The sequence below is a fragment of the Streptomyces pacificus genome (genome assembly GCF_011766325.1).
In the GTDB taxonomy this organism is placed as follows: Bacteria; Actinomycetota; Actinomycetes; order Streptomycetales; family Streptomycetaceae; genus Streptomyces; species Streptomyces pacificus.
The window spans coordinates 371,572-392,453 of record NZ_BLLG01000001.1; the positions used below are offsets into that span (position 1 = coordinate 371,572).

At 72.2% G+C, this 20,882-nt stretch carries 14 protein-coding genes; 9 read left to right on the forward strand and 5 right to left on the reverse strand.

The window, feature by feature from the left end; all coding sequences use genetic code 11:
• Nucleotides 1–100: 100 nt before the first annotated feature.
• The 5 genes from wecB to SCWH03_RS01535 all read right to left on the reverse strand — a co-directional run bounded on the left by wecB (nt 101) and on the right by SCWH03_RS01535 (nt 7,740).
• The gene (gene wecB / locus SCWH03_RS01515) at nt 101–1,204 is read right to left on the reverse strand and encodes a non-hydrolyzing UDP-N-acetylglucosamine 2-epimerase (RefSeq protein WP_173260776.1); all 1,104 of its coding nucleotides are present in this window, start codon (nt 1,202–1,204) and stop codon (nt 101–103) included.
• The gene (locus SCWH03_RS01520; RefSeq protein WP_173260778.1) at nt 1,201–3,378 is read right to left on the reverse strand and encodes a glycosyltransferase; all 2,178 of its coding nucleotides are present in this window, start codon (nt 3,376–3,378) and stop codon (nt 1,201–1,203) included. The genes wecB and SCWH03_RS01520 overlap by 4 nt, the downstream gene beginning before the upstream one ends.
• Nucleotides 3,375–4,757: a glycosyltransferase gene (locus tag SCWH03_RS01525; RefSeq protein WP_216854702.1), complete on the reverse strand. Its 1,383-nt coding sequence runs from the start codon at nt 4,755–4,757 to the stop codon at nt 3,375–3,377. Before SCWH03_RS01525 ends, SCWH03_RS01520 begins: the two co-directional genes overlap by 4 nt.
• Before the next feature lie 294 nt (nt 4,758–5,051).
• Entirely contained in the window at nt 5,052–6,554 is a 1,503-nt protein-coding gene (locus SCWH03_RS29570; protein WP_272491038.1) for a D-glucuronyl C5-epimerase family protein, read from the reverse strand.
• Between the two features lie 589 nt (nt 6,555–7,143).
• Nucleotides 7,144–7,740: an acyltransferase gene (locus tag SCWH03_RS01535; protein ID WP_173260784.1), complete on the reverse strand. Its 597-nt coding sequence runs from the start codon at nt 7,738–7,740 to the stop codon at nt 7,144–7,146.
• 572 nt (nt 7,741–8,312) lie between these two features.
• On the opposite strand from SCWH03_RS01535, the gene rplU reads away from it, so the two are divergent.
• The 9 genes from rplU (at nt 8,313) to SCWH03_RS01580 (ending at nt 20,820) form a co-directional block, all read left to right on the forward strand.
• The gene (rplU, locus tag SCWH03_RS01540; RefSeq protein WP_173261386.1) at nt 8,313–8,633 is read left to right on the forward strand and encodes a 50S ribosomal protein L21; all 321 of its coding nucleotides are present in this window, start codon (nt 8,313–8,315) and stop codon (nt 8,631–8,633) included.
• A gap of 14 nt (nt 8,634–8,647) precedes the next feature.
• Entirely contained in the window at nt 8,648–8,902 is a 255-nt protein-coding gene (rpmA, locus tag SCWH03_RS01545; RefSeq protein WP_109293632.1) for a 50S ribosomal protein L27, read from the forward strand.
• Nucleotides 8,903–9,081: 179 nt separating this feature from the next.
• Entirely contained in the window at nt 9,082–10,518 is a 1,437-nt protein-coding gene (obgE, locus tag SCWH03_RS01550) for a GTPase ObgE (RefSeq protein WP_173260786.1), read from the forward strand.
• A 564-nt stretch (nt 10,519–11,082) separates the two neighbouring features.
• On the forward strand, nt 11,083–13,188 hold the full coding sequence (locus SCWH03_RS01555) for a glycosyltransferase family 4 protein (protein WP_173260788.1): 2,106 nt from the start codon (nt 11,083–11,085) through the stop codon (nt 13,186–13,188).
• Between the two features lie 189 nt (nt 13,189–13,377).
• Nucleotides 13,378–14,877, forward strand: coding sequence for a bifunctional cytidylyltransferase/SDR family oxidoreductase (locus tag SCWH03_RS01560; protein ID WP_173260790.1), 1,500 nt, complete (start codon nt 13,378–13,380; stop codon nt 14,875–14,877).
• 154 nt (nt 14,878–15,031) lie between these two features.
• A complete protein-coding gene (locus SCWH03_RS01565; protein WP_254076493.1) occupies nt 15,032–17,182 on the forward strand; it encodes a hypothetical protein in 2,151 nt (716 codons plus the stop codon).
• Nucleotides 17,183–17,414: 232 nt separating this feature from the next.
• Entirely contained in the window at nt 17,415–18,542 is a 1,128-nt protein-coding gene (gene proB / locus SCWH03_RS01570; RefSeq protein WP_173260794.1) for a glutamate 5-kinase, read from the forward strand.
• Between the two features lie 141 nt (nt 18,543–18,683).
• Nucleotides 18,684–19,250, forward strand: coding sequence for a DUF8830 family protein (locus tag SCWH03_RS01575; RefSeq protein ID WP_173260796.1), 567 nt, complete (start codon nt 18,684–18,686; stop codon nt 19,248–19,250).
• A gap of 286 nt (nt 19,251–19,536) precedes the next feature.
• Nucleotides 19,537–20,820 carry a glutamate-5-semialdehyde dehydrogenase gene (locus SCWH03_RS01580; RefSeq protein WP_173260798.1) on the forward strand — a complete coding sequence of 428 codons (1,284 nt, stop codon included), beginning with the start codon at nt 19,537–19,539 and terminating at the stop codon, nt 20,818–20,820.
• The last annotated feature ends 62 nt before the right edge of the window (nt 20,821–20,882 follow it).

Sequence of the window (20,882 nt, forward strand, 5' to 3'; positions counted from 1 at the left end):
CAGGGCCCGTCCCCAGAGTGGCAGGGACGGGTACGGAAACCAGAAGACCGGAGGCCGCTTCGCCCGTCGTGGCCCCGGGGGTGGTGCGGGCGCTGCGCCGTCAGGTGCGCCGGCCGCACCCCTTCCACTCTTCTATGATCCGGACGACGTTCCGGGCGGCCCTGCCGTCGCCGTAGGGGGTACCGGGATCGGCGGTCGGCGCGGTACGGGTCACCGTCGCGGCCCACTCCGCGGGGGAGAGGGCATACGGGTCGGGAACAAGAGCGTTCCAGCCCGTTTCGACGGTTTCCACCCACTCGGTCTCCGGGCGGACCGTGCTGCAGACGCGCCTCAGCAGGAACGCCTCCTTCTGCAACCCGCCGGAGTCCGTGACCACACCGCTGGAGGCGAGCACGGCCGCCACCAGCCCCGCATACGGCAGCGGCCGACCGACGTGCACGCCGCCCTGGGCCAGGTTGATGCCGTGCGTCCCGGCCCGTGCGACCAGACGCGGATGGGCGAGCAGCGCCACCGGAACCGGCAGCTTCCCCAGCGATTCCAGGATCGAGGAGAGCCGGTCGGGGTCGTCCGTGTTGTCGGGGCGGTGCAGCGTCGCCAGCAGGAAGGGCCGCGAGGGGTCGATGCCCTCGGGCAGCGCCAGGGCGGAGTGTTCCCCGGCCCGTACGGCGTCCCGGACCTTCAGGCAGATGTCGACCATGACGTCGCCGGCGAGCCGCGCCCGGTGTGCGAGGCCCTCGCCCGAGAGGTGGTGCATCGCCGTCTGTGTCGGAGCGAGCAGGAGATCGGCGCAGTGGTCGGTGAGGACGCGGTTGTGCTCCTCCGGCATCCGCCGGTTGAAGGAGCGCAGGCCCGCCTCGAGGTGTGCCACCGGAAGGTGCATCTTCACCGCGGAAAGCGCGCCGGCGATCGTGCTGTTGGTGTCCCCGTACACGAGGACCCAGTCGGGCCTCTCGCGCTCCAGGACCGGATCCAGGGCGGAGAGCACGGAGCCGGTCTGCACACCGTGGCTGCCGGATCCCACCCCGAGGTGCACATCAGGGTCCGGGATGCCGAGCCCGTCGAAGAAGACGTCCGAGAGGTCGGCGTCGTAGTGCTGCCCGGTGTGCACGATGAGGTGCTCGTGCCCGGTCTCCGCGAACGTCGCCGCGATGGGGGCCAGTTTCACCAGTTGAGGACGGGCTCCGACGATGCTGATGACTTTCACCGAGCACTCTTCTTCTCAGTCGGGGCCTGGGCGGGTGCGTCACGGTCGCCCTCCAGGAGCAGCTTGTCGAACTGCCGGCTCACCACGGACCAGTCCCACACCGACAGTGCGTGCTCGGCCGCCAGCTTGCCCGCCTCCCGCCACGCCTCCTCGGTGGCCGTGGTCTGCAGGACGCGCTCCGCCGCCTCCTCGGGCGAGCCGACGACCCAGTCCTCGGGGTAGAGCGTCCGTGCCCCGTTCGGCTTGCCCGCGTAGAACGGCCAGTCGCGGACGACCGGGACGGCGCCGCTCGCCGCTCCCTCCATCAGGCCCACGTGGCAGCCCTCGCGGACGGAGGAGCTGAGGATGGTGCCGATCCCGGCGAGCTCCGACGGGACGTCGTCGGTCGGACCGCGCCGGACCACCGCACCGGACTCGCTCAGCGCAGCGATTTCCTTCTCGAACGCACGGCGGTACTCGCGGGTCGCACGGCTGGTCTTCGCGTCCATGTCACCGCCGACCATGACCAGTCGGTAGCGGTCGTCGTGCCTGCGCACCCGCTCCAGGACGTCCACGGCCCAACGGGGGTCCTTGGCGACCTGGCCGACGCCGATCAGGCCCAGGTCGAAGCGCGCCTCGGCCGGCTTCGGGCGTGCGAAGGCCGTCAGGTCCATCGCGTTGTCGAGGATGTGCGTACGGGGCGCCTGCCCCCCGCGCAGCTGCGGCACGAGCGAGGTGACCAGGTCGCGGACGTGCGGCGCGACGAAGACGAGATCGTCGACCCGGGAGAAGTCCGTCATGTGGGGCCAGCGGGTGAAGGCCTCGTAGCTGTGCAGCCTGACCACGATCCGGGTCGTGCCGGGGTCGATGGTGGTCAGTATCGGGGCGGGCCCCACGGACCAGTCCAGGAAGACCGTGTCGGCCCAGTCGAGGTACGGGCGCATCAGCCGCTCCACCTCTTCCTGGAAGTCGCTCGTGCCGCCCGACAGCCGGTCCTCCAGCATCCGGCGGCCCGCCCAGGCGATCCGCTTCAGATGCTTCGAAGCGGCCAGGTCCAGATAGCGCAGCTCGACATCGGGGTGGTTGCCGAAGTGCTCCAGGACGTGGTGGAGGAAGTTGTCGTTGGCGCTCGTCGTGACCAGCAGCCGCAGCGGGCGGTGCCCGGGTGCCCGCTCGGGCGGCGTCCTCCTGCCCTGCCCGCGGCTCAGCTCCCGCATCGTCTCCGCGCCGTGGAGCGGGGCGACGAAGCCTTCCGCGTCCACCGCCAGGGGCGAGGACAACTGGTCGATGTGCAGGACTCGGTGGAAGGCCAGGACCAGTGCGCGGTCCAGCGCCGCGGCGGCGGTTCCCGGCCGGCCGGCGGCGAACTCCCCGTCGGCGTGGGAGAGCAGGGCGGCGAGGGCTCTGTCGAGATGCCGTGGGGCGACACCGTTCGAGAGCTCCTTCGTCGCGCCCTCGTCGAGCAGCTGCGCCCTGAGCGCGGGGTCACGGGTTCTCGACGCGGCGTCCGCCAGCACCATGGCCGCTCCGCTCGTGCGCCCCGCCCACTGCATGCCCTCGGCGACATAGCGGGCCGTCACGGTGCGCACCCTGGTCGGCAGACCGGGAGCGGTGACGGCGCCGCGCCACAGCCGGGCGCCGACCGTGGAGCGCATCACGGGCCGTGCGGTCGCGGTCCGCAGCAGCGCCGCCGGCAGCCCGTCCACGGACCGGCGCACATCGCGGGCCAGGGCGCCGAGCGGCGGGAGGACCGGGCGGCGGGCGGCGACGCCCCGCGCCCCCAGGCGCTCGACGGCCTTCAACGCGGGCGTCAGACCGAACAGGGCCTCCGCGCTCCGGTTGTACTGGGAGAGCCGCCACACGGTGTACACGGCGCCGGGGTCGAGGGCGACGAGGACATCGGCCCCCCGCGCGTGGGAGCGCAGCCACGGGTTGCGCCGTGCCTGGAGCCATACCCGCATGCCGACGGTCGAGGTTCGCGCCTTGCGGCGCAGAGCCTGGCTGCGGTGGGTGAGGCTCCTCGGCAGCTGGTGCAGCTCCGTCAGGTCAAGCGCGGCGATCTCCTCCGAGGAGGACTCCAGGTGGAACGTCCCCGCCAGGCGCACCCTGGCGCCGTGGGAGTTGAACCTGCGCACGGAGTCGGCGAGCACACCGAGCTGCGGCTTGGCAGCGGCGATGAGCAGGACTTCGGTCACGGGGCGGAACCTCCGGCGACGGTCGACTTCTCGGCACGTGGTTTCGGGTCGGCGGCCCCGGGCGCCGGGGCCGCCGCCTCACCGGGCTCGGGCCCCGGCGCTTCCCCGGTTTCGAGGTCCGCCCCGGTTTCGCGGTCCGCCTCGAACCGCTCGACGAGGCTCCGCACCGCGACGGTCATCAACGCCTCGCGGGTGAACTGGTCGGCGTGGGCCATGGCTTCGGCGTGCGTTCCGGCGACCGTCTCCACCGCCATGTGCGCGGCCTTCACGAAGGAACCGGTCAGAGCGTCCTCGTCGATGCCGACGGGGCCCGTCCACAGCGGGTGCCCCCGCAGTACGTTCGACGCGTCGTGGTCGACGGCGTGCGCCGACACGATCGGCAGGCCCGTGGCCATGTACTCGTACACCTTGCCTGAGGTGACGTAGCGCCCGCCGATCAGGATCAGCACCAGTGCGTCCCAGCCGGCGTAGACCGTGGCCACCTCGGCTTTCGCGGCGGGGCCGCCGAAGCGGACGCCGTCGGCTTCGGCCTGTCGCAGGATCTCGGCGTGGCGGTTCGTCCCGCGGTCCGCGCCGCTGCCGATGTGCCCGCGCACCTCGAAGCGCGCGTTGGCCAGCAGGGGTTCCCTCTCCCGCGCCGCCTTCCAGGCGTTCAGCACCGCCTCCAGGTGCTGTGCGGGGAAGTTGACGGTACCGAGGTAGCCGAACACCAGGCCGGACCCGGGATCCGCGGTGCGGACGCGGTCCGGTGTGCTCTCGGAGTCGTAGCCGTTGCGCACGACGTGCACCCGATCTGCGATGTCCGGGTAGCGGGTGCGGTAGTGCTCCGCGATCGGGTCGTTGACCACCCACAGTGCGAGTGCCCGCTCGAGTACGCGCTGTTCCCAGCGGCCCTCTTCGGAGGCACGGCCGAAGGCTTCGATGCCTTCGATGACATCGATGGACCAGCCGTCGCGGAAGTCGACGGCGTACGGGACCCGCTCCTCTTCCCACAGCTTCCAGGCCGCGGCGAGGTTCACATACGGCACGCAGCTCGCCAGCAGCAGGTCGACCGGGCGCTGCCGGTGGACCCCCAGCACGGCCTGCTCCAGATCGCCCCGCCACTCGCCGAAGTTGGGCTCGGGGAAGGGCTTCGTCTGGCGGCGGCGGAGTGCGGCGACCCATCCGTTGGGGTTGAGGGCACGTGCCTCGTCGTAGCGGCGGATGTCCGTTTCCAGATCCTCGCGGGCCAGCGGCAGCTCGACGACTTCGATCCTGGGGTCGACCTGCTCCAACAGGGTCGGATCGACGCCGGAGTCCCGCTCCCAGGATTCCCGGGCGATGGTGACGACGGTGACGTCCCAACCCGCCTCGACGAACTGGTTCGCGGTCTCGCGCATACGGTAGGCACAGCTCTTGGCGGCCGGCGGGAACCCGATGGCGAGGTACACAAGGTGAGGCCGTCCGCCTTCCGCGGGCAGGGCGGACCTGGGAGACGCTGACATAAGCGGCGACGCTAGCACGGCGGGATGTCCTGATTCGGACTGTTAATCCATACGGGTGACAGGGGGTGATGCCACGTCATATCAAGGCGCGGCTCACCCGCCGCGATGCGGGCGCTCCGCGGCGCAGGGAGGGGAATGCCCTGCGCCGTCGGCGCGGTGGGGTCCGCTCCGTGTGCCGTCCCCCGGCGCTCAGCGCCCGTCGGTGACGATGTCGCCGGCGTACACCCAGTAGCCGTCGAGCGCCCCGCCCGCGATCCGGCACATCGGCCGCCCGTCGACGACCGACCGCCGGTCGAAGGGTGCTCGGGACGCCCGGTCGAACGCCACGGTGCGGGTGGCGGTGGTGGCGCCGTCCACGCCGTAGCGGTGGCAGGCCACCGTGCGGCCCGCCGGGAAGGCCAGCGTCCGGCTCGGCCGGTAGTCGGTGGGGAGGTACTCCCCGAGCAGACGGCACCTGGGGTGGGACTCGCCGGCCCACCAGCCGGCGTAGGGGCCCGAGTCGATCCGGTAGGCGACGCCGCGCCCCCGGATCCGGCGGCGGCGGTTCGCGGTGGCCCGGCTGGTGCGGGAGAGGGTGACGGTTCTGCGGGAGAGCTCGGCGTCGCCCTTCGCCGCGACGAAGTCGCCGTCCGCGTCGGTGTCGTAGCGGTACAGCGTGTGCGCGCCGGCGGCGAGTACGACGGGTGACCCCTCCGGCAGGACGCCCGAGGGGTGGTCGTCCGTGAGCAGATCGCTCATATGGGCGAAGCGTGGACTGCCGGTCTGCCAGTGCAACTGCCGGTACAGGTTGATGTGGTGCTGGTGGTACGAGGGTGTGGGGATCCGGTGCGTCAGGCAGTAGTAGGAAGCCCAGTGCCGGTTGCGCAGGGTGGGGAAGTAGTGGTCGACCGTGGTGCATGCCCCGTCGTAGAGCCGGGCCGCCAGCGCGTCCCCCGTCATCCTGGCGTAGTCCCACAGCCCGAGCATGGCGAAGATCATGCCGTTGTATGTGCGGTCGGACGTGCCGGGGGCGTCCACCGGGTACTCCTGGATCCAGAGGTAGCCTGCCTCGTCCCTGTTCACCACCCACGGCTCGCCGTCGTCACCGAGCAGCAGCGAGGCGAAGGCCCCGTCGGCGGCCTGCCGGTACAGCGCGCGCTCCTGCGCGGTGACCCCGTCGAGCAGGGACAGCTGCACGAAGAGGCTGATCGCCTCGCCCTGCGCCATTCCCGAGAACCACGGCGCCCGGTACGAGATGCCGCTGTGGCCGCCGTGCGTGAAGTCGAACGGGTACGGGAAGTACCAGGCGCCGCGGGCCTCGACGCGCCGGTCGATCAGGCGTTGCGCCTGGGCCTTGGCGCGCCGGAGGTACAGCGCCCTGCGGGCCGGGTCCGCGGCGGTGCGGTAGGCGGCGGCGCAGCCGAGACCGAACTGGATCTGGGTGACGGGCTGGTCGTAACCGGGGGCCGACCGGCGTGGACGGTACATGATGACGCCGTCGGGGTCGAGATAGGTGTGCGTGGTGTCCGGGGTGACGGCCGACCACGGTGTGGGCCGGTCGCGCCAGGGGCGCAGCGGCTCCGGCAGGTCCATCGCGGTGTAGCCGTAGCCGTGGAACGTGAACGGGAGGGTGCCCGGGGCCGCGGTGCGTACCGTGGCGGCGGGAGCCCCGCCCGGGCGGGGACCGCGGACGGAGGGCGCGGGGGGAGTCACCTTTCCTCCCGAGAGCTGGTCGGGCAGGGGAGGGAGAGGCGGGAGAGGCGGGAGCGTGGAGAGGTGCGTGGAGAGGCGCGGGAGTGCGGCCCGGGGGAGCGGCTGAGCCCACGCCGGTGCGTCCGGGGCGGCCTGCGCCGAACCCGCCCCGGCGCCGGTCAGGGCGGTGCCGAGCGCGGCGCCGCCCGCAAGCCGGACGAACGCTCTGCGGTCCAGTGCCGGCCGTTCCGGCGAAGGGCGCTGCGGTGAAAGGCGTTCCGGTGCGCGGTGTTCCGGTGCGTAACGGTTCCGTGCGGTGCCACCGTTCTCGGCCATGCCTGGAGCCCCCGGGGAAGATCGGCGATGGCTGCGGATCCTATGCGGACGTCCCGGGTGGAATCCGCTACGGACACGCGGAAGCCGGGAGGCCGACTCGTTCGGCCGGTCGAGCAGGCCCCGTCACATGGCGGGTGGCTGCCGGGCCGCGCCGCCCGGCGCACCCGCAGGGCCGGGGCCGTGCCCGCCGGCCCCTGTGGCGGCGGGCCGGCGGGGCAGCATGGAGCGTGTGGTCGCGGTCGTCCGGCGGGCGGTGTCGAGCGCGCGGTGGGGGTCAGCGCTCGGTGAGCACGCCGTCCTTCTCCTCGTAGCGGGCGCCGGTCTGCGGGCACTCCCACACCCCCGGCTCGCCCTCCCGTTCGGTGAGCCGCACACCGGCCCGGCCGACCCAGCCGATCTGCCGTGCGGGTACCCCGGCGACCAGCGCGAAGTCCGGGACGTCCTTGGTCACGACCGCGCCCGCAGCCACCAGCGACCAGCGGCCGACGGCGACGGGGGCGACGCACACCGAGCGCGCGCCGATCGACGCCCCGTCGGCGATCGTCACACCGACGGCCTCCCAGTCGCCGCCGCGCTTCTGCCTGCCCTCGGGGTCGACGGAACGCGGGTTGTGATCGTTGGTGAGCACCACGGCGGGGCCGATGAAGACGCCGTCACCGAGTTCGGCCGGCTCGTACACCAGCGCGTAGTTCTGCAGCTTGCAGTTGTCGCCCATGCGGACGCCCGTGCCGACGTAAGCGCCCCGTCCGATCACACAACCCTGGCCGAGGCGGGCGCCCTCGCGGACCTGCGCGAGATCCCACACGCTGCTGCCTGCGCCGATCTCCGCGGTCTCGTCGACCTGGGCGCTGGGCTGGACCCTGTAGTTCACTTCTCTGCCTTCCGGTGTCTGGCCTCCGGCCGAGCATACGGGCCGTCCGTCCGGGCGCTGCGGCCGGAAGCGAAGGCCCTCAGGGTCGCGCGTGCTGCCGGCGGGGACCGAGGAGGCTGACTGAGGAGGCTGACTGGGGAAGGGCGGGGAAGGGGCAGGGGAAGGGGAGAGTCCGCCGGCGCTGTCGGGCCCTGCCGGCGATCAGGGGGCGGAGGGCGCTTCGCCGGGGAAGGCGCTCGATGATCGGCGGTGTGCTGTGCGCAGTGAATGGGGGGCGGGCGGTCCCTGCGGGAACCGGTCGGTGCGGGCGGGGTGTGGGCGGTGGCGTCCCGGGACGGGGAGGCGGGGTGGCCGGTTTCGCTGCTGCCCGGTGGCCCACGGGGCTGGTTTGACCCCCTGCGGACCTGCCCGTAACCTTGACCGTCGGCGTGTCTCCATGCGCCAGCTTCTGAGCACCTCCCTCCGGGTCCGTGATCCGGAGAGGCCGTCCATCCCCAGCGGACAGTCCGGGCCCCGGCCCGCACGGACGGCTGGCATCAGGGGTATCCGTGACGAGTGAGAGTGAGATCCGCGTGTACGCCATCGTGCGCAGCGGTGGTCGCCAGCACAAGGTTGCTGTCGGCGACATCGTTGAGGTTGACAAGATTTCCACCGCCCAGGTCGGCGACACGGTCGAGCTCTCGACCCTGCTCGTCGTCGACGGCGACGCCGTGACCAGCGACCCGTGGGTGCTGGCCGGGATCAAGGTGCAGGCCGAGGTCGTGGACCACCACAAGGGCGCCAAGATCGACATCCTGCGCTACAAGAACAAGACCGGCTACCGCCGTCGTCAGGGCCACCGCCAGCAGTACACGGCGATCAAGGTCACGGCGATCCCCACGGCTGCGAAGTAAGGGACTGAGGAGAGATGGCACACAAGAAGGGCGCATCGTCCACCCGGAACGGTCGCGACTCCAACGCTCAGCGGCTCGGTGTGAAGCGCTTCGGCGGTCAGGTCGTCAACGCCGGTGAGATCCTGGTCCGCCAGCGCGGCACCCACTTCCACCCGGGCGCGGGCGTGGGCCGCGGTGGCGACGACACGCTGTTCGCGCTGCAGGCCGGTGCCGTGGAGTTCGGTACCTTCCGCGGCCGCAAGGTCGTGAACATCGTTCCGGTCGCCTGACCGGAGTTCTTGCGAGGGCGGACCACTTCCCCGGGCGGGAAGAGGGTCCGCCTTTCGTTTATTGACAGACGGGCATATCCGCCGTATTCACCGTTTCTACTGTTTCTGGCGTTTCTGCCGTTTCCGCACGGGTCGCCGTGCTCGGCACCCCGCCACTCTCGTACTGGAGGCACAGCACCATGACCACCTTCGTGGACCGCGTCGAGCTGCACATCGCCGCGGGTAACGGGGGCCACGGCTGCGCCTCCGTGCACCGCGAGAAGTTCAAGCCCCTCGGCGGGCCCGACGGGGGCAACGGCGGACGTGGCGGCGATGTCGTCCTCACGGTCGACCAGTCCGTCACGACGCTGCTCGAGTACCACCACTCGCCGCACCGCAAGGCGACCAACGGCAAGCCGGGCGAGGGCGGCAACCGCTCCGGGAAGGACGGCCAGGACCTGGTGCTGACCGTGCCGGACGGCACCGTCGTCCTCGACGGGCGGGGCAATGTGCTGGCCGACCTGGTCGGGCACGGGACGACGTATGTGGCCGCCGAGGGCGGCCGCGGCGGGCTCGGCAACGCGGCGCTCGCGTCGGCCCGTCGCAAGGCGCCCGGTTTCGCCCTGCTCGGCGAGCCCGGCCGGTCCGGTGACATCGTCCTGGAACTCAAGACGGTCGCGGACGTGGCGCTCGTCGGCTACCCCAGTGCCGGCAAGTCCTCGCTGATCGCGGTGCTGTCGGCCGCCAAGCCGAAGATCGCGGACTACCCCTTCACCACGCTGGTGCCGAACCTCGGCGTCGTCACCGCCGGCTCGACCGTGTACACCATCGCCGACGTACCCGGCCTGATTCCCGGCGCCAGCCAGGGCCGCGGCCTGGGCCTGGAGTTCCTCCGCCATGTGGAGCGCTGCTCGGTTCTGGTGCACGTGCTGGACACGGCGACGCTGGAGTCCGACCGCGACCCGGTCTCCGACCTCGATGTCATCGAGGAGGAGCTGCGGCACTACGGCGGTCTGGACGACCGTCCGCGGATCGTCGTCCTCAACAAGGTCGACATCCCGGACGGCAAGGACCTCGCCGACATGATCCGACCTGATCTGGAGGCGCGCGGCTACCGCGTCTTCGAGGTGTCGGCGGTCGCCCGCACCGGGCTGAGGGAGCTGTCCTTCGCGCTCGCCGGTATCGTCGCGGAGGCGCGCGCGGCCAGGCCGAAGGAGGAGGCGACCCGTGTCGTCATCCGCCCGAAGGCCGTCGACGACACCGGTTTCACCGTCACCCGGGAGGCGGACGGCCTCTTCCGGGTACGCGGCGACAAGCCCGAACGCTGGGTCCGTCAGACCGACTTCAACAACGACGAGGCCGTGGGCTACCTCGCGGACCGGCTGAACCGCCTCGGCGTCGAGGAGGAGCTGACGAAGGCCGGTGCGCGGTCCGGTGACGGCGTGGCGATCGGCCCCGAGGACGACGCCGTCGTCTTCGACTGGGAGCCGACGATGATGGCGGGCGCGGAAATGCTCGGCCGCCGTGGCGAGGACCACCGCTTCGAGGCCCCGCGCCCCGCGGCGCAGCGCCGCAAGGACCGCCAGGCGGAGCGGGACGACGCCACGCGCGAGTACGACGACTTCGAGCCGTTCTGACCCAGCGGGGAGGCGGCAGTCACCCGGGTCGGCGGCAGCGGCCCTCGGACCGCCCGGGGGCCGTGTCCGGTGTCCGCCTGTGCCTGACCTCCGGGCCGTCCTGGGCCGGGCCCGCTCGCGGGGTTGAGGTGCCGGGGCCCCGGCCCGTCCTCCCCGGTGACCCCGGTGCTGTTCCCGCGTGCCGCGTGCCGCGTGCCGCGTGCCGGGTGCCGGGTGCCCCGGGTGCCGGCCCCGCGCCCCGCGCCCCGGGTGCCCTCCGTGCCCCGGGCGTTCCGGTATGCCGTAGCCGCGTCACTCCAGCGGCACCCTCCCGAGCCCGCCGGGCGCGTCCCGCGCGCCACCAGGATCCCGGGGCCGGTGTGCGCGCCCCTTGGCTGCTCTGAAGGGCAGCCCAGGGGCGTGTGCGCGTCCCTCCCCGTTACGGGCTGCGCCGTTCACCCCGGCCGGGCCGTCGCGGCCACGGGCCCTCGCTCTGATCCGTGCGGTGAGACCTCGCCCGCCTTTCCCCGTACTACGCGGAGGTGGGGCAGCAGAGGTGCCCCGTTACGGTCGAACGGAGCGTTGATGAAGGTCTCCTTCCTCATCCACACGATCTACGGCATCGGTGGCACCATCCGCACCACGCTCAATCTCGCGGAGGAACTCGCCTCGCGCCACGAGGTGGAGATCGTCTCCGTCTTCCGGCACCGGGACGAGCCGCTCTTCGCGATCGACCCGCGCATCACCGTCGTCCCGCTGGTGGACACCCGCCCCTCGTCCCCCGGCGACGAGACGAGGCACCCCCTCGCGCTGGAGCCCGCCGAGTGCGTCCCCGCCCACGAGGCGAGATTCAAGGAGTACAGCAGGCTCACCGACCGGCGCGTGTCCGACCACTACGCCGCCTCCGACGCGGACGTGGTCATCGGCACCCGGCCCGGGCTCGTCGCATATGTCGCGCGGTGCGCACCAGCCCGTGCCGTGCTCATCGGCCAAGAGCACATGACGCACCATCACCACAAGCCCGCACTGCGGGCCGAGATGCACCGGCATCTCGCCGCACTCGACGCGTTCGTGACCGTCTCCGAGGGCGACGCCGCCGTGTGGCGGGAGCGTATGCCGTTGCCGGACACCCAGGTGCTGGCCATACCGAACAGCGTTCCCGAACCCTCCGTGGCCGTCTCCGATCTCACCGGGACGACGGTCGTCGCGGCCGGCCGGCTCGCCGCGGAGAAGCAGTACGACGTCCTGATCGAGGCCTTCGCCGAGGTCGTGGCCGTACGGCCGGAGTGGACCCTGCGCATCTGCGGCTGGGGCAGGCAGAAGGAGCGTCTCCGCAGGCGCATAGACGAGCTGGGTCTCTACAACCACGTCCATCTGATGGGGCCCCGCTCACCGATCGACCCGGAGTGGGCGAAGGGTGCCATCGCCGTTTCCACGTCCCGTCACGAGTCCTTCGGTATGACCCTGGTCGAGGCGATGCGGTGCGGACTGCCCGTGGTCAGTACCGACTGCGACTACGGCCCGCGCGAGATCGTGGCCGATGGCGTCGACGGTCTGCTCGTCCCCGTCGGAGACCGCGGGGCTGTCGCCGCCGCTCTTCTCCGCCTCATCGACGACGAGCCGCTACGCCGCCGCATGGGCGCCGCCGCCCGGTCCCACGCCGCCCGCTTCGACCCGGGGCCGATCGCGAAGCGGTACGAGGAACTGTTCGCGGCCCTCGGCGCCGGCAGGCGTACCCGCCCCGAGGGGACTGCCCCCACGGCCGTCACCGGGGACGACCGGTCGGCCCCCGGCCCGTTGGTGGACTGTGCCGCCGAGGAGGACGGCGCGGTGACCGTGCTCCTCTCGGGCGAGCGCGGCGGGCGGGCGGCCCTCGTCTGCTCCCACCCCGATGCCGCCGTCCCCGACCGGGTCTTCCCCTTCGGCCCGGCCGGCCGGGCCGTGATCCCCGCGGACGCGGGTCTGGCCGAGGGGGTCTGGACCTGCCGTATCGACCCTCCCCCTCCCGCTGCCGCTCCCGCTGCCCCCGCTGCCGGTGCGGCCCCCGCTGCGCGGGACACCGCCCAGGCCCGTTCCCGGCTCGTCGCCAGGGTCGTCGACCAGCGGGGAGCGATGCGGGCCGCCGAGCGTGTCCGGCCCGGGGAGCCCGTGCACACCCTCGTGCCCCATGTACGCCACGGGGGCCTCGCCCTGCGCTCCTGGGTGCGACCGGCCCATGCCGAGTCCGGCCGGATCACCGTCGGCGCCCGGCGGATCACCGTGTCCGGGCGGTTGCTCGGGCAGGTGCGTCCGGTGGGGGACCCGGTGCTGCTGCTGCGCCGCCGCGGAGTGGACGAGGGGCACCTGGAGTTCCCCGGCGCCCGCGTCGGGGCCGACGGGTTCCGCTGTGCGATCCCGCTCGCCGCGCCGGTCCGGGTCCAGGCATCAGGACACGACATCTGGGACCTCTGGCTGCGCCATGCGCCAGGAGCGGCGCCGGTGCGGATCGGCCGGGTCCTCGACGACGTGGTGGAGAAGGGCGGCGTCTTCCCGTACCCCGCCGTCGTCCTCCTCAAGAAGCGCCCTCTCGCGCGCGTCCGAGCCGCGCTGGACAGGCTTCGCCTGCGCGCACCGCAGCAGGTATCGGTGAAGATCTTCTTCGGTGCGGGGAACGAACTCGCCCTCGACGTCGTCGACAGGACAGCGAAGTGACATCGCGCCTCGGCTTCGGCCTGTGGTGTCGGTCACCTCTCCTGCCGGCTCGCCCCGCAGGCGCCGCTGACCGCATGGTGAACACGGGGTTTCCAGGCGGTGCGGAGTCCTTGGGGAGCGCCTTGCGGTACGGTCACGCAGAGTGCGACCATCACACCGTCCCCAGTCACCGCAAGGTAGAGGTCGTCTGTGTCCGTGCCGCACGAAGCCAAGCCCCGCACCACCGCTGTCGTGCTCGCCGGTGGTACCGGCCAGCGTGTGGGGCTCGCGATCCCCAAGCAGCTGCTGAAGATCGCCGGCAAGGCCGTCATCGAGCACACGCTGACGCTCTTCGAGCGGGCCGAGGCGATCGACGATGTGATCGTCCTGATGGCGCCCGGTTTCGTGCCCGACGTGGAGAAGATCATCGCCAAGGCCGGGCTGACCAAGGTACGCCGGGTCATCGAGGGCGGCGCGACCCGGAACGAGACCACCGAGCGCGCGATCGCGGCCCTCGGCGAGGGCCTTGCGGAGGGCGAGGACGTCAACGTCCTCTTCCACGACGCGGTGCGCCCGCTTCTGTCGCAGCGGGTGATCGCGGACTGCGTGCGGGCCCTGGACCGCTACCAGGCCGTGGACGTGGCCATTCCCTCCGCCGACACCATCATCGTGACCCGCACGCACGGCGGGGACGGCGAGTTCATCACCGACGTCCCGGACCGCTCGCGGCTGCGCCGCGGCCAGACCCCGCAGGCGTTCAAGCTCTCCACGATCCGCCGGGCGTACGAGATCGCCGCGGGCGACCCGAAATTCCAGGCGACCGACGACTGCAGCGTCGTCCTCAAGTACCTCCCCGATGTGCCGATCTACGTCGTCGCCGGCGACGAGTACAACATGAAGGTGACGCAGCCGGTCGACGTCTTCATCGCCGACAAGCTGTTCCAGCTCGCCTCCACCGCTGCGCCCCGCCAGGCCGACGAGGCCGCCTACCGAGAGCTGCTCGCCGGCCGGACCCTGGTGGTCTTCGGCGGCTCGTACGGCATCGGCGCCGACATCGCCACCCTCGCCCGGGAGTACGGCGCGAACGTCTACGCGCTGGGCCGCTCCACCACCGGTACCCATGTGGAGAACCCGGAGCACGTGGACGACGCCCTCTCCCAGGCGTACGCGGAGACCGGACGCATCGACTACGTCATCAACACCGCGGGCGTGCTGCGCATCGGCAAGCTCGCCGAGACCGACAACGCGACCATCCAGGAAGCGTTGAACGTGAACTACCTGGCGCCCGTCCAGATCGCCCGCGCCTCCTACAAATACCTCGCGGAGAGCAAGGGGCAGCTGCTCCTCTACACCTCCTCCAGCTACACCAGGGGCCGCGCCGAATACAGCCTCTACTCGTCGACCAAGGCGGCTATGGTGAATCTCACCCAGGCGCTCTCCGACGAATGGGCGGCTGAGGGAATCCGGGTGAATTGCGTCAACCCCGAGCGCACGGCCACGCCGATGCGCACCAAGGCCTTCGGCCAGGAGCCGGCCGACTCGCTGCTGTCCTCCGAGGCCGTGGCCCGGACCTCGCTGGACGTGCTGCTGTCCGAGCTGACCGGCCATGTGATCGACGTACGCCAGCAGGACCCGACCCGCGGGGCCGGAGAGGCCTCCGGATTCGAGCAGGCTCTGGCATCCGTACTCGACCGCCAGGAGGATGTGTAATACTCCAGCGTCAATGAGCTGACTCGGGCCTCTGGGATCGTCACCACGACCCCCAGGGGCCCGAGTGCGTGAGGGACCGCCCTCACAATTTCCTCCAATGTGAATCAACCGGCACTTTCGGAGCAGGTTCTACGTGATTTCGACCGCCATTCGTATGGCACGTGTGGGCAGCAGGTCAGAGCTGGCCGCAGCGGTCCTGCTGGGCCTGGGCTATCCCTGCGTGATGATCGCCGCGCTGATCCCGGACATCTGGATGTTCACGGCGGCCGCGGCCGTGACCTACGCCGCCGACTGGTACCTGCACCAGCGCGGCAGCTACCTGGTCAACCGCCTCGAAAAGGTCCGGGCCGGTCTGCCGATCCGCTTCATGCTCCGCCAGCTGCTGCTGATCCTGCTGCTCGCCCGCCTCGGACTCGCCGAGGAACCGCTGTTCTACGCGGCCGTCGCGTTCTTCCTGCTCTTCTACGGTCTGCAGGCCCCGCACGGCGCGCTCACCACCCTGATCCGGCTGCGCCGGACCATGCCGGTGGTCACCCGCAACGTCGACCTGCACGCCGTGCGCATCCCGGACGCCCCGCCGCGCGCCCTGCTGCACCGCTCCGGCCTGAAGATGCTGCACCTCGACATCCCCGCGATGGCGGGCGTCGTCGTCGCGGCCGCCACCGGCAACGACGTCATCGGTTACGCCGGTACCGCCCTGAGCATCGCCCTCGGCCTCGGCTACACCGCGGCACTCGTGCCGTATCTGCGCCGCAGGCGCCGGGTGCCCTCCCGCCCCGCCGTACTCAAGGCCGTCGAGAAGTGGCTCGGCGAGTACCAGCCCACCGTGGCGCTCTACTTCTCCGGTTCCGAGGACTCCGCCTACCAGGTCAACATGTGGCTCGAGACGATGGAGCAGCTCGAGGGACGGCCGATCGTCATCATGCGCGAGCGGGGCCTCGTGGCCAAGCTCCACCAGACCTCCGTGCCCGTACTGTGCGTCCCGAGCGCCCAGCACCTGATGCAGATGAGGTTCGACTCGGTCCGGGTCGCGCTCTACCCGGCCAACGTCGGCAAGAACATCCACCTGCTGCGCGTCCCGACCATGAAGCACGTCTTCATCGGCCACGGCGACAGCGACAAGCTCGCCAGCGTCAACCCCTTCTCCAAGGTCTACGACGAGGTGTGGACCGCCGGCCGGGCCGGCCGCGACCGGTACGCGATCGCCGACGTCGGCGTCCGCGACGAGGACATCGTCGAGGTCGGCCGCCCGCAGCTGGCCCCCATCCGGCCCTGGAGCGGCGCGCCGAAGCACCCCGTCCCCACCATCCTCTACGCCCCCACCTGGGAGGGCTGGGACAACGCCCCCGGAAACACCTCCCTGCTGCTCGCCGGCGAGAACATCGTCCGGCGGCTGCTCGAGGCGGAGCCCCCGGTACGCCTGATCTACAAGCCGCACCCTTTCACCGGAATCCGCAACAAGAAGGCCCTCGCCGCCCACGAGCGGATCACGGCGATGGTGCGGAAGGCCGCCGCCGAGCGCGCCGCCGACCCGCGCTGGGCCGGGGAGGCCGCCGCCGCGCAGGGGGAGCGCGCCGCCGCCCGCGCCGCGCTGGCCCGGACCGAGGCACGGCTCACCGAACTCACCGAACCCGGCCGCGCCGGCGGCGACCAGGCCGAGCAGTCCCGCGTCTCCCTCGCCGACCCCGAGCGCCTGGCCGAGATCAAGAGCCTGCGGGCCGAGTGGAACGACGCCTACTGGCGCTCCTTCGGGTGGTGGGAGCACACCGTCGTCAGCGGCCCCCGGCCCGCGCTGTACGACTGCTTCAACGAGTCCGACGCCATGGTCTCGGACATCTCCAGCGTCGTCTCGGACTTCATCGCCAGCGGCAAGCCGTACGCGGTGACCGACTCCGCGGAGCTCGGCGCGGAGGAGTTCAGGCGCCAGAACACCGCGGTCCGCGCGGCGGTCGTCCTCTCCAACGGGGCGGGGGAACTGGACCGGTTGCTGGCGGCCGTATCCGACCCGGCCGCCGACACCCTGGCGGGGGCGCGCGCCGAACTGAGGAAGTACCTCCTCGGGCCGGACGAGCCCTCGTCGATCGAGCAGTTCGACGCCGCGGTGGGCGCCCTCGCGGCCAAGGCCGAGTTCCGCAACGCCGGAGTGCGGCAGCGCGTCGGCGAGCAGGCCATCGGCGAGCTCGACCGGGAATCGGATGCCGGCGATGCAGGCGGCGCCGGCGGGACCGCCCAGGGCGCCGAGGCCGAGGGCAACGGAGCGGGCGGCACCGACGGCGCCGGGGCGGCGGCCACGACCGGTCGCTGAGCCGCCGGCCCGCCGGCCCGCTGGGCCGACGGCCGGGGCCCGTCCGCCCGGCCCGTGCGCGAGCCCTTCCGCGAGGTGGCTCGTGCACGGGCCGGGCGGCGTCCTCTCGCGACCCGGTGGGCGGGCGGGGTCCGCCGCCCTGTCCCTGTCCTCGTCGTGGGCTCGTCCGTGGGCTCGTCCAGCCGGCGAAACGAAGGCGCGCCGAGAGCCGCGCCTGACATAGATTCGCCACGTGACAGTGGCAAGGCAGTATGTGACGGAAGCACGCAGAGTCGTCGTCAAGGTGGGCTCGTCCTCGCTCACCACGGCCTCCGGGGGACTCGACGCCGACCGGGTGGACGCCCTCGTGGACGTGCTGGCCAAGGCCCGAAGCGGCGGCGAGAAGGAGATAGTGCTCGTCTCCAGCGGAGCCATCGCCGCCGGGCTCGCGCCGCTCGGGCTGGCCCGCCGGCCCAGGGACCTGGCCCGTCAGCAGGCCGCAGCCAGCGTCGGCCAGGGACTGCTGGTCGCCCGCTACACCGCCTCCTTCGCCCGTTACGGCGTCCGCGTCGGACAGGTACTCCTCACGACCGACGACACCAGCCGCCGCGCCCACTACCGCAACGCCTACCGCACCCTCGACCAGTTGCTCGCCATGGGCGCCGTCCCGGTCGTCAACGAGAACGACACCGTCGCCACGGACGAGATCCGCTTCGGGGACAACGACCGGCTCGCGGCCCTCGTCGCGCACCTCGTCCGCGCCGATCTGCTGGTGCTGCTCTCCGACGTGGACGGCCTCTACGACGGCGACCCGGCCAAGCCCGGCACCTCCCGGATCGAGGAGGTCCGCGGGCCCGCCGACCTGGCGGGTGTGGAGATCGGCGCGGCGGGCAAGGCCGGAGTCGGCACCGGTGGCATGGTCACCAAGGTGGAGGCGGCCCGGATCGCCGCGGCGGCGGGCGTCCCGGTCGTCCTCACCTCCGCCTCCCATGCAGCCGACGCCTTCGCCGGACGGGACACCGGCACCTACTTCCGCCACACCGGGCGGCGATCCGCCGACCGGCTGCTGTGGCTCGCCCATGCCTCCACCCCGCGGGGCGCGCTCACCCTCGACGACGGGGCCGTACGGGCCGTGGTGGAGGGGCGCAAGTCGCTGCTGCCCGCGGGAATCGCCGCGGTCGACGGCGACTTCACCGCCGGGGACCCGGTGGAGCTGCGGGACGCCGAGGGCCGGGCCGTCGCCCGGGGTCTGGTGAACTACGATTCCCGGGAACTCCCCCTCCTCCTGGGCCGCTCCACCCGCGATCTCGCCAGGGAACTCGGCCCCGCCTACGAGCGGGAGGTCGTACACAGGGACGACCTCGTCGTCCTGAACTCCTGATGTCACCCTGAAACGGCTGAAAGTCCGGCCATCCGGCAGGGACCTTCATCAAAACCGCCCCGCCACCGGCCCTGGACTGGTCAACTTTGTCAGAGGGCAAGGCGGGGTTCGGCACCACGACGCATCGACAGGAGGCCGCCGGTGAGACGAGCGCGCCCAGGGGCGGCGCCCCGTGGGACACGGGCAACTACGCACACCCGCAGGTCCGTTGGGGAACAGCGTGCCCTGAGCAGTGTGGAAGCGGGCCCCGATCTCGAACGGCCCGCGGAACTCGGCGCCCGGGACGGCCTCACCCGGGCCGCCGGGACCCGCCGGAAGGAACGCCAGGCAGGCGAGGAAACCGAGCCGCGGGCCGGTGACCGGGCCGTGTCCCGGCTCTGGCACATCACGCTGCGCGTCTCGGGAGCTCGGGCACCGCTGCAGGAGGTCAGGCGGGGGCTGGAGCAGCTCGCCCACGACCACCCGTTCCTGCTGACCAGCCGGTACGCCGACGACCACGCGGAGATCCGCTACTGGGAAGAGGCCCGGGACCTGCACGACGCCGCCGCGGTCGCCCTGCGGCTGTGGGGCGAGCACCGGTCCACGGCCAGGCTGCCGCCCTGGGAGATCGTCGGCCTGGAGGTCATCGACCGCGAGACCTACCACCAGCGCATCGCCGAGGGGTACGGGCCGCCCCCGGCCACTCCCGTCGGAGTGCACCCCTTCTGACGACGGCGGCCACCGGGGCGTAGGACCGGTGCGTAGGACGGGGCGCAACGACGGGGCGTGGGATGGGGGTAGGGGCAAGCCGCGTCACCGGCCGGGGCGTCACCGGCGGGCGGGACCGGGGCCGGCCTGGCACCGAGACCGAGCCCGGTCGGCGGAGGCGGTGTCCGGGGGCGGGCCGGACGCCACCGGGAGGAAGGCCCCCGCCCCGTACCGGCGCCCGGTCCCTCACGTCTCGCAGTGCGGAATACCTGAGGGATGTCCGCAGCGTGCGCATTACCCTGCGGTCATGACCTCGCTCTCGCCGTACGACAACCTGACCCCGGTCACCCGTGCCGCCTACCGTGCCCGCGCCGCGGCCACCGACATCGCGCCACTTCCGCGGGCGGTCAAGGACGACGCCCTGCTGGCGATCGCCGACGCACTCGAGGTGCGCACCAGCGAGATCGTCGAGGCGAACGCCGAGGACATCGCCCGCGCCCGGGAGGCCGGCACCAGCGAGGCCATCGTCGACCGGCTCACCCTGACCCCGGACCGGGTGCGGGCCGTCGCGGCGGATGTCCGGCATGTCGCCGCGCTGCCCGATCCGGTCGGCGAGGTCGTCCGCGGCTCCACCCTTCCCAACGGGATCGACCTGCGCCAGGTCCGCGTCCCCCTCGGCGTCGTCGGCATCATCTACGAGGCCCGGCCGAACGTGACGGTCGACGCCGCCGCGCTGTGCCTCAAGTCCGGCAACGCCGTGCTGCTCCGCGGCTCCTCCTCCGCGTACGCCTCGAACACCGCCCTGGTGAGGGTGGTACGGGACGCCGTAGGCGGCTCCGGGCTGCCCGCTGACGCCGTACAGCTCGTCCCCGGTGAGAGCCGCGACTCCGTGAGGGAGCTGATGCGCGCCCGGGGTCTCGTCGACGTCCTCATCCCGCGCGGCGGGGCCTCCCTGATCCGGACCGTGGTCGAGGAGTCCACCGTCCCGGTCATCGAGACCGGCACCGGCAACTGCCATGTCTACGTCGACGCTCAGGCCGACCTCGACATGGCCGTCGCAATCCTGGTCAACTCCAAGGCCCAGCGGCCCAGCGTCTGCAACGCCGCCGAGACTCTCCTGGTCCATCAGGACATCGCCGAGGCATTTCTGCCCCGGGCCCTCGCAGCGCTCGCCGAGGCTGGTGTCACCGTCCACGCCGACGAGCGCACCCTCGCGCTCGCTGAGGGCTCCGAGGCCGCGGTGGTGGCCGCCACGGACGAGGACTGGGAGACCGAGTACCTCTCCTACGACATCGCCGCCGCCGTGGTGGACTCCCTCGACAAGGCCGTGGAGCACATCCGCCTGTGGTCCTCCGGGCACACCGAGGCCATCGTCACCACGTCCCAGGCGGCGGCCCGGCGCTTCACCCGGCTGGTGGATTCGACGACGGTGGCGGTGAACGCGTCCACCCGCTTCACCGACGGCGGTCAGTTCGGTTTCGGTGCGGAGATCGGGATCTCCACGCAGAAGCTGCACGCCCGCGGCCCGATGGGTCTGCCGGAGCTGACCTCGACCAAGTACATCGTGACGGGAGACGGTCACACCCGGTGACGGCCGGGTGTGGCCGGGTGCCCCCACTCCCTGACGAAATCCCACGCCCAGGTCTACCCTGA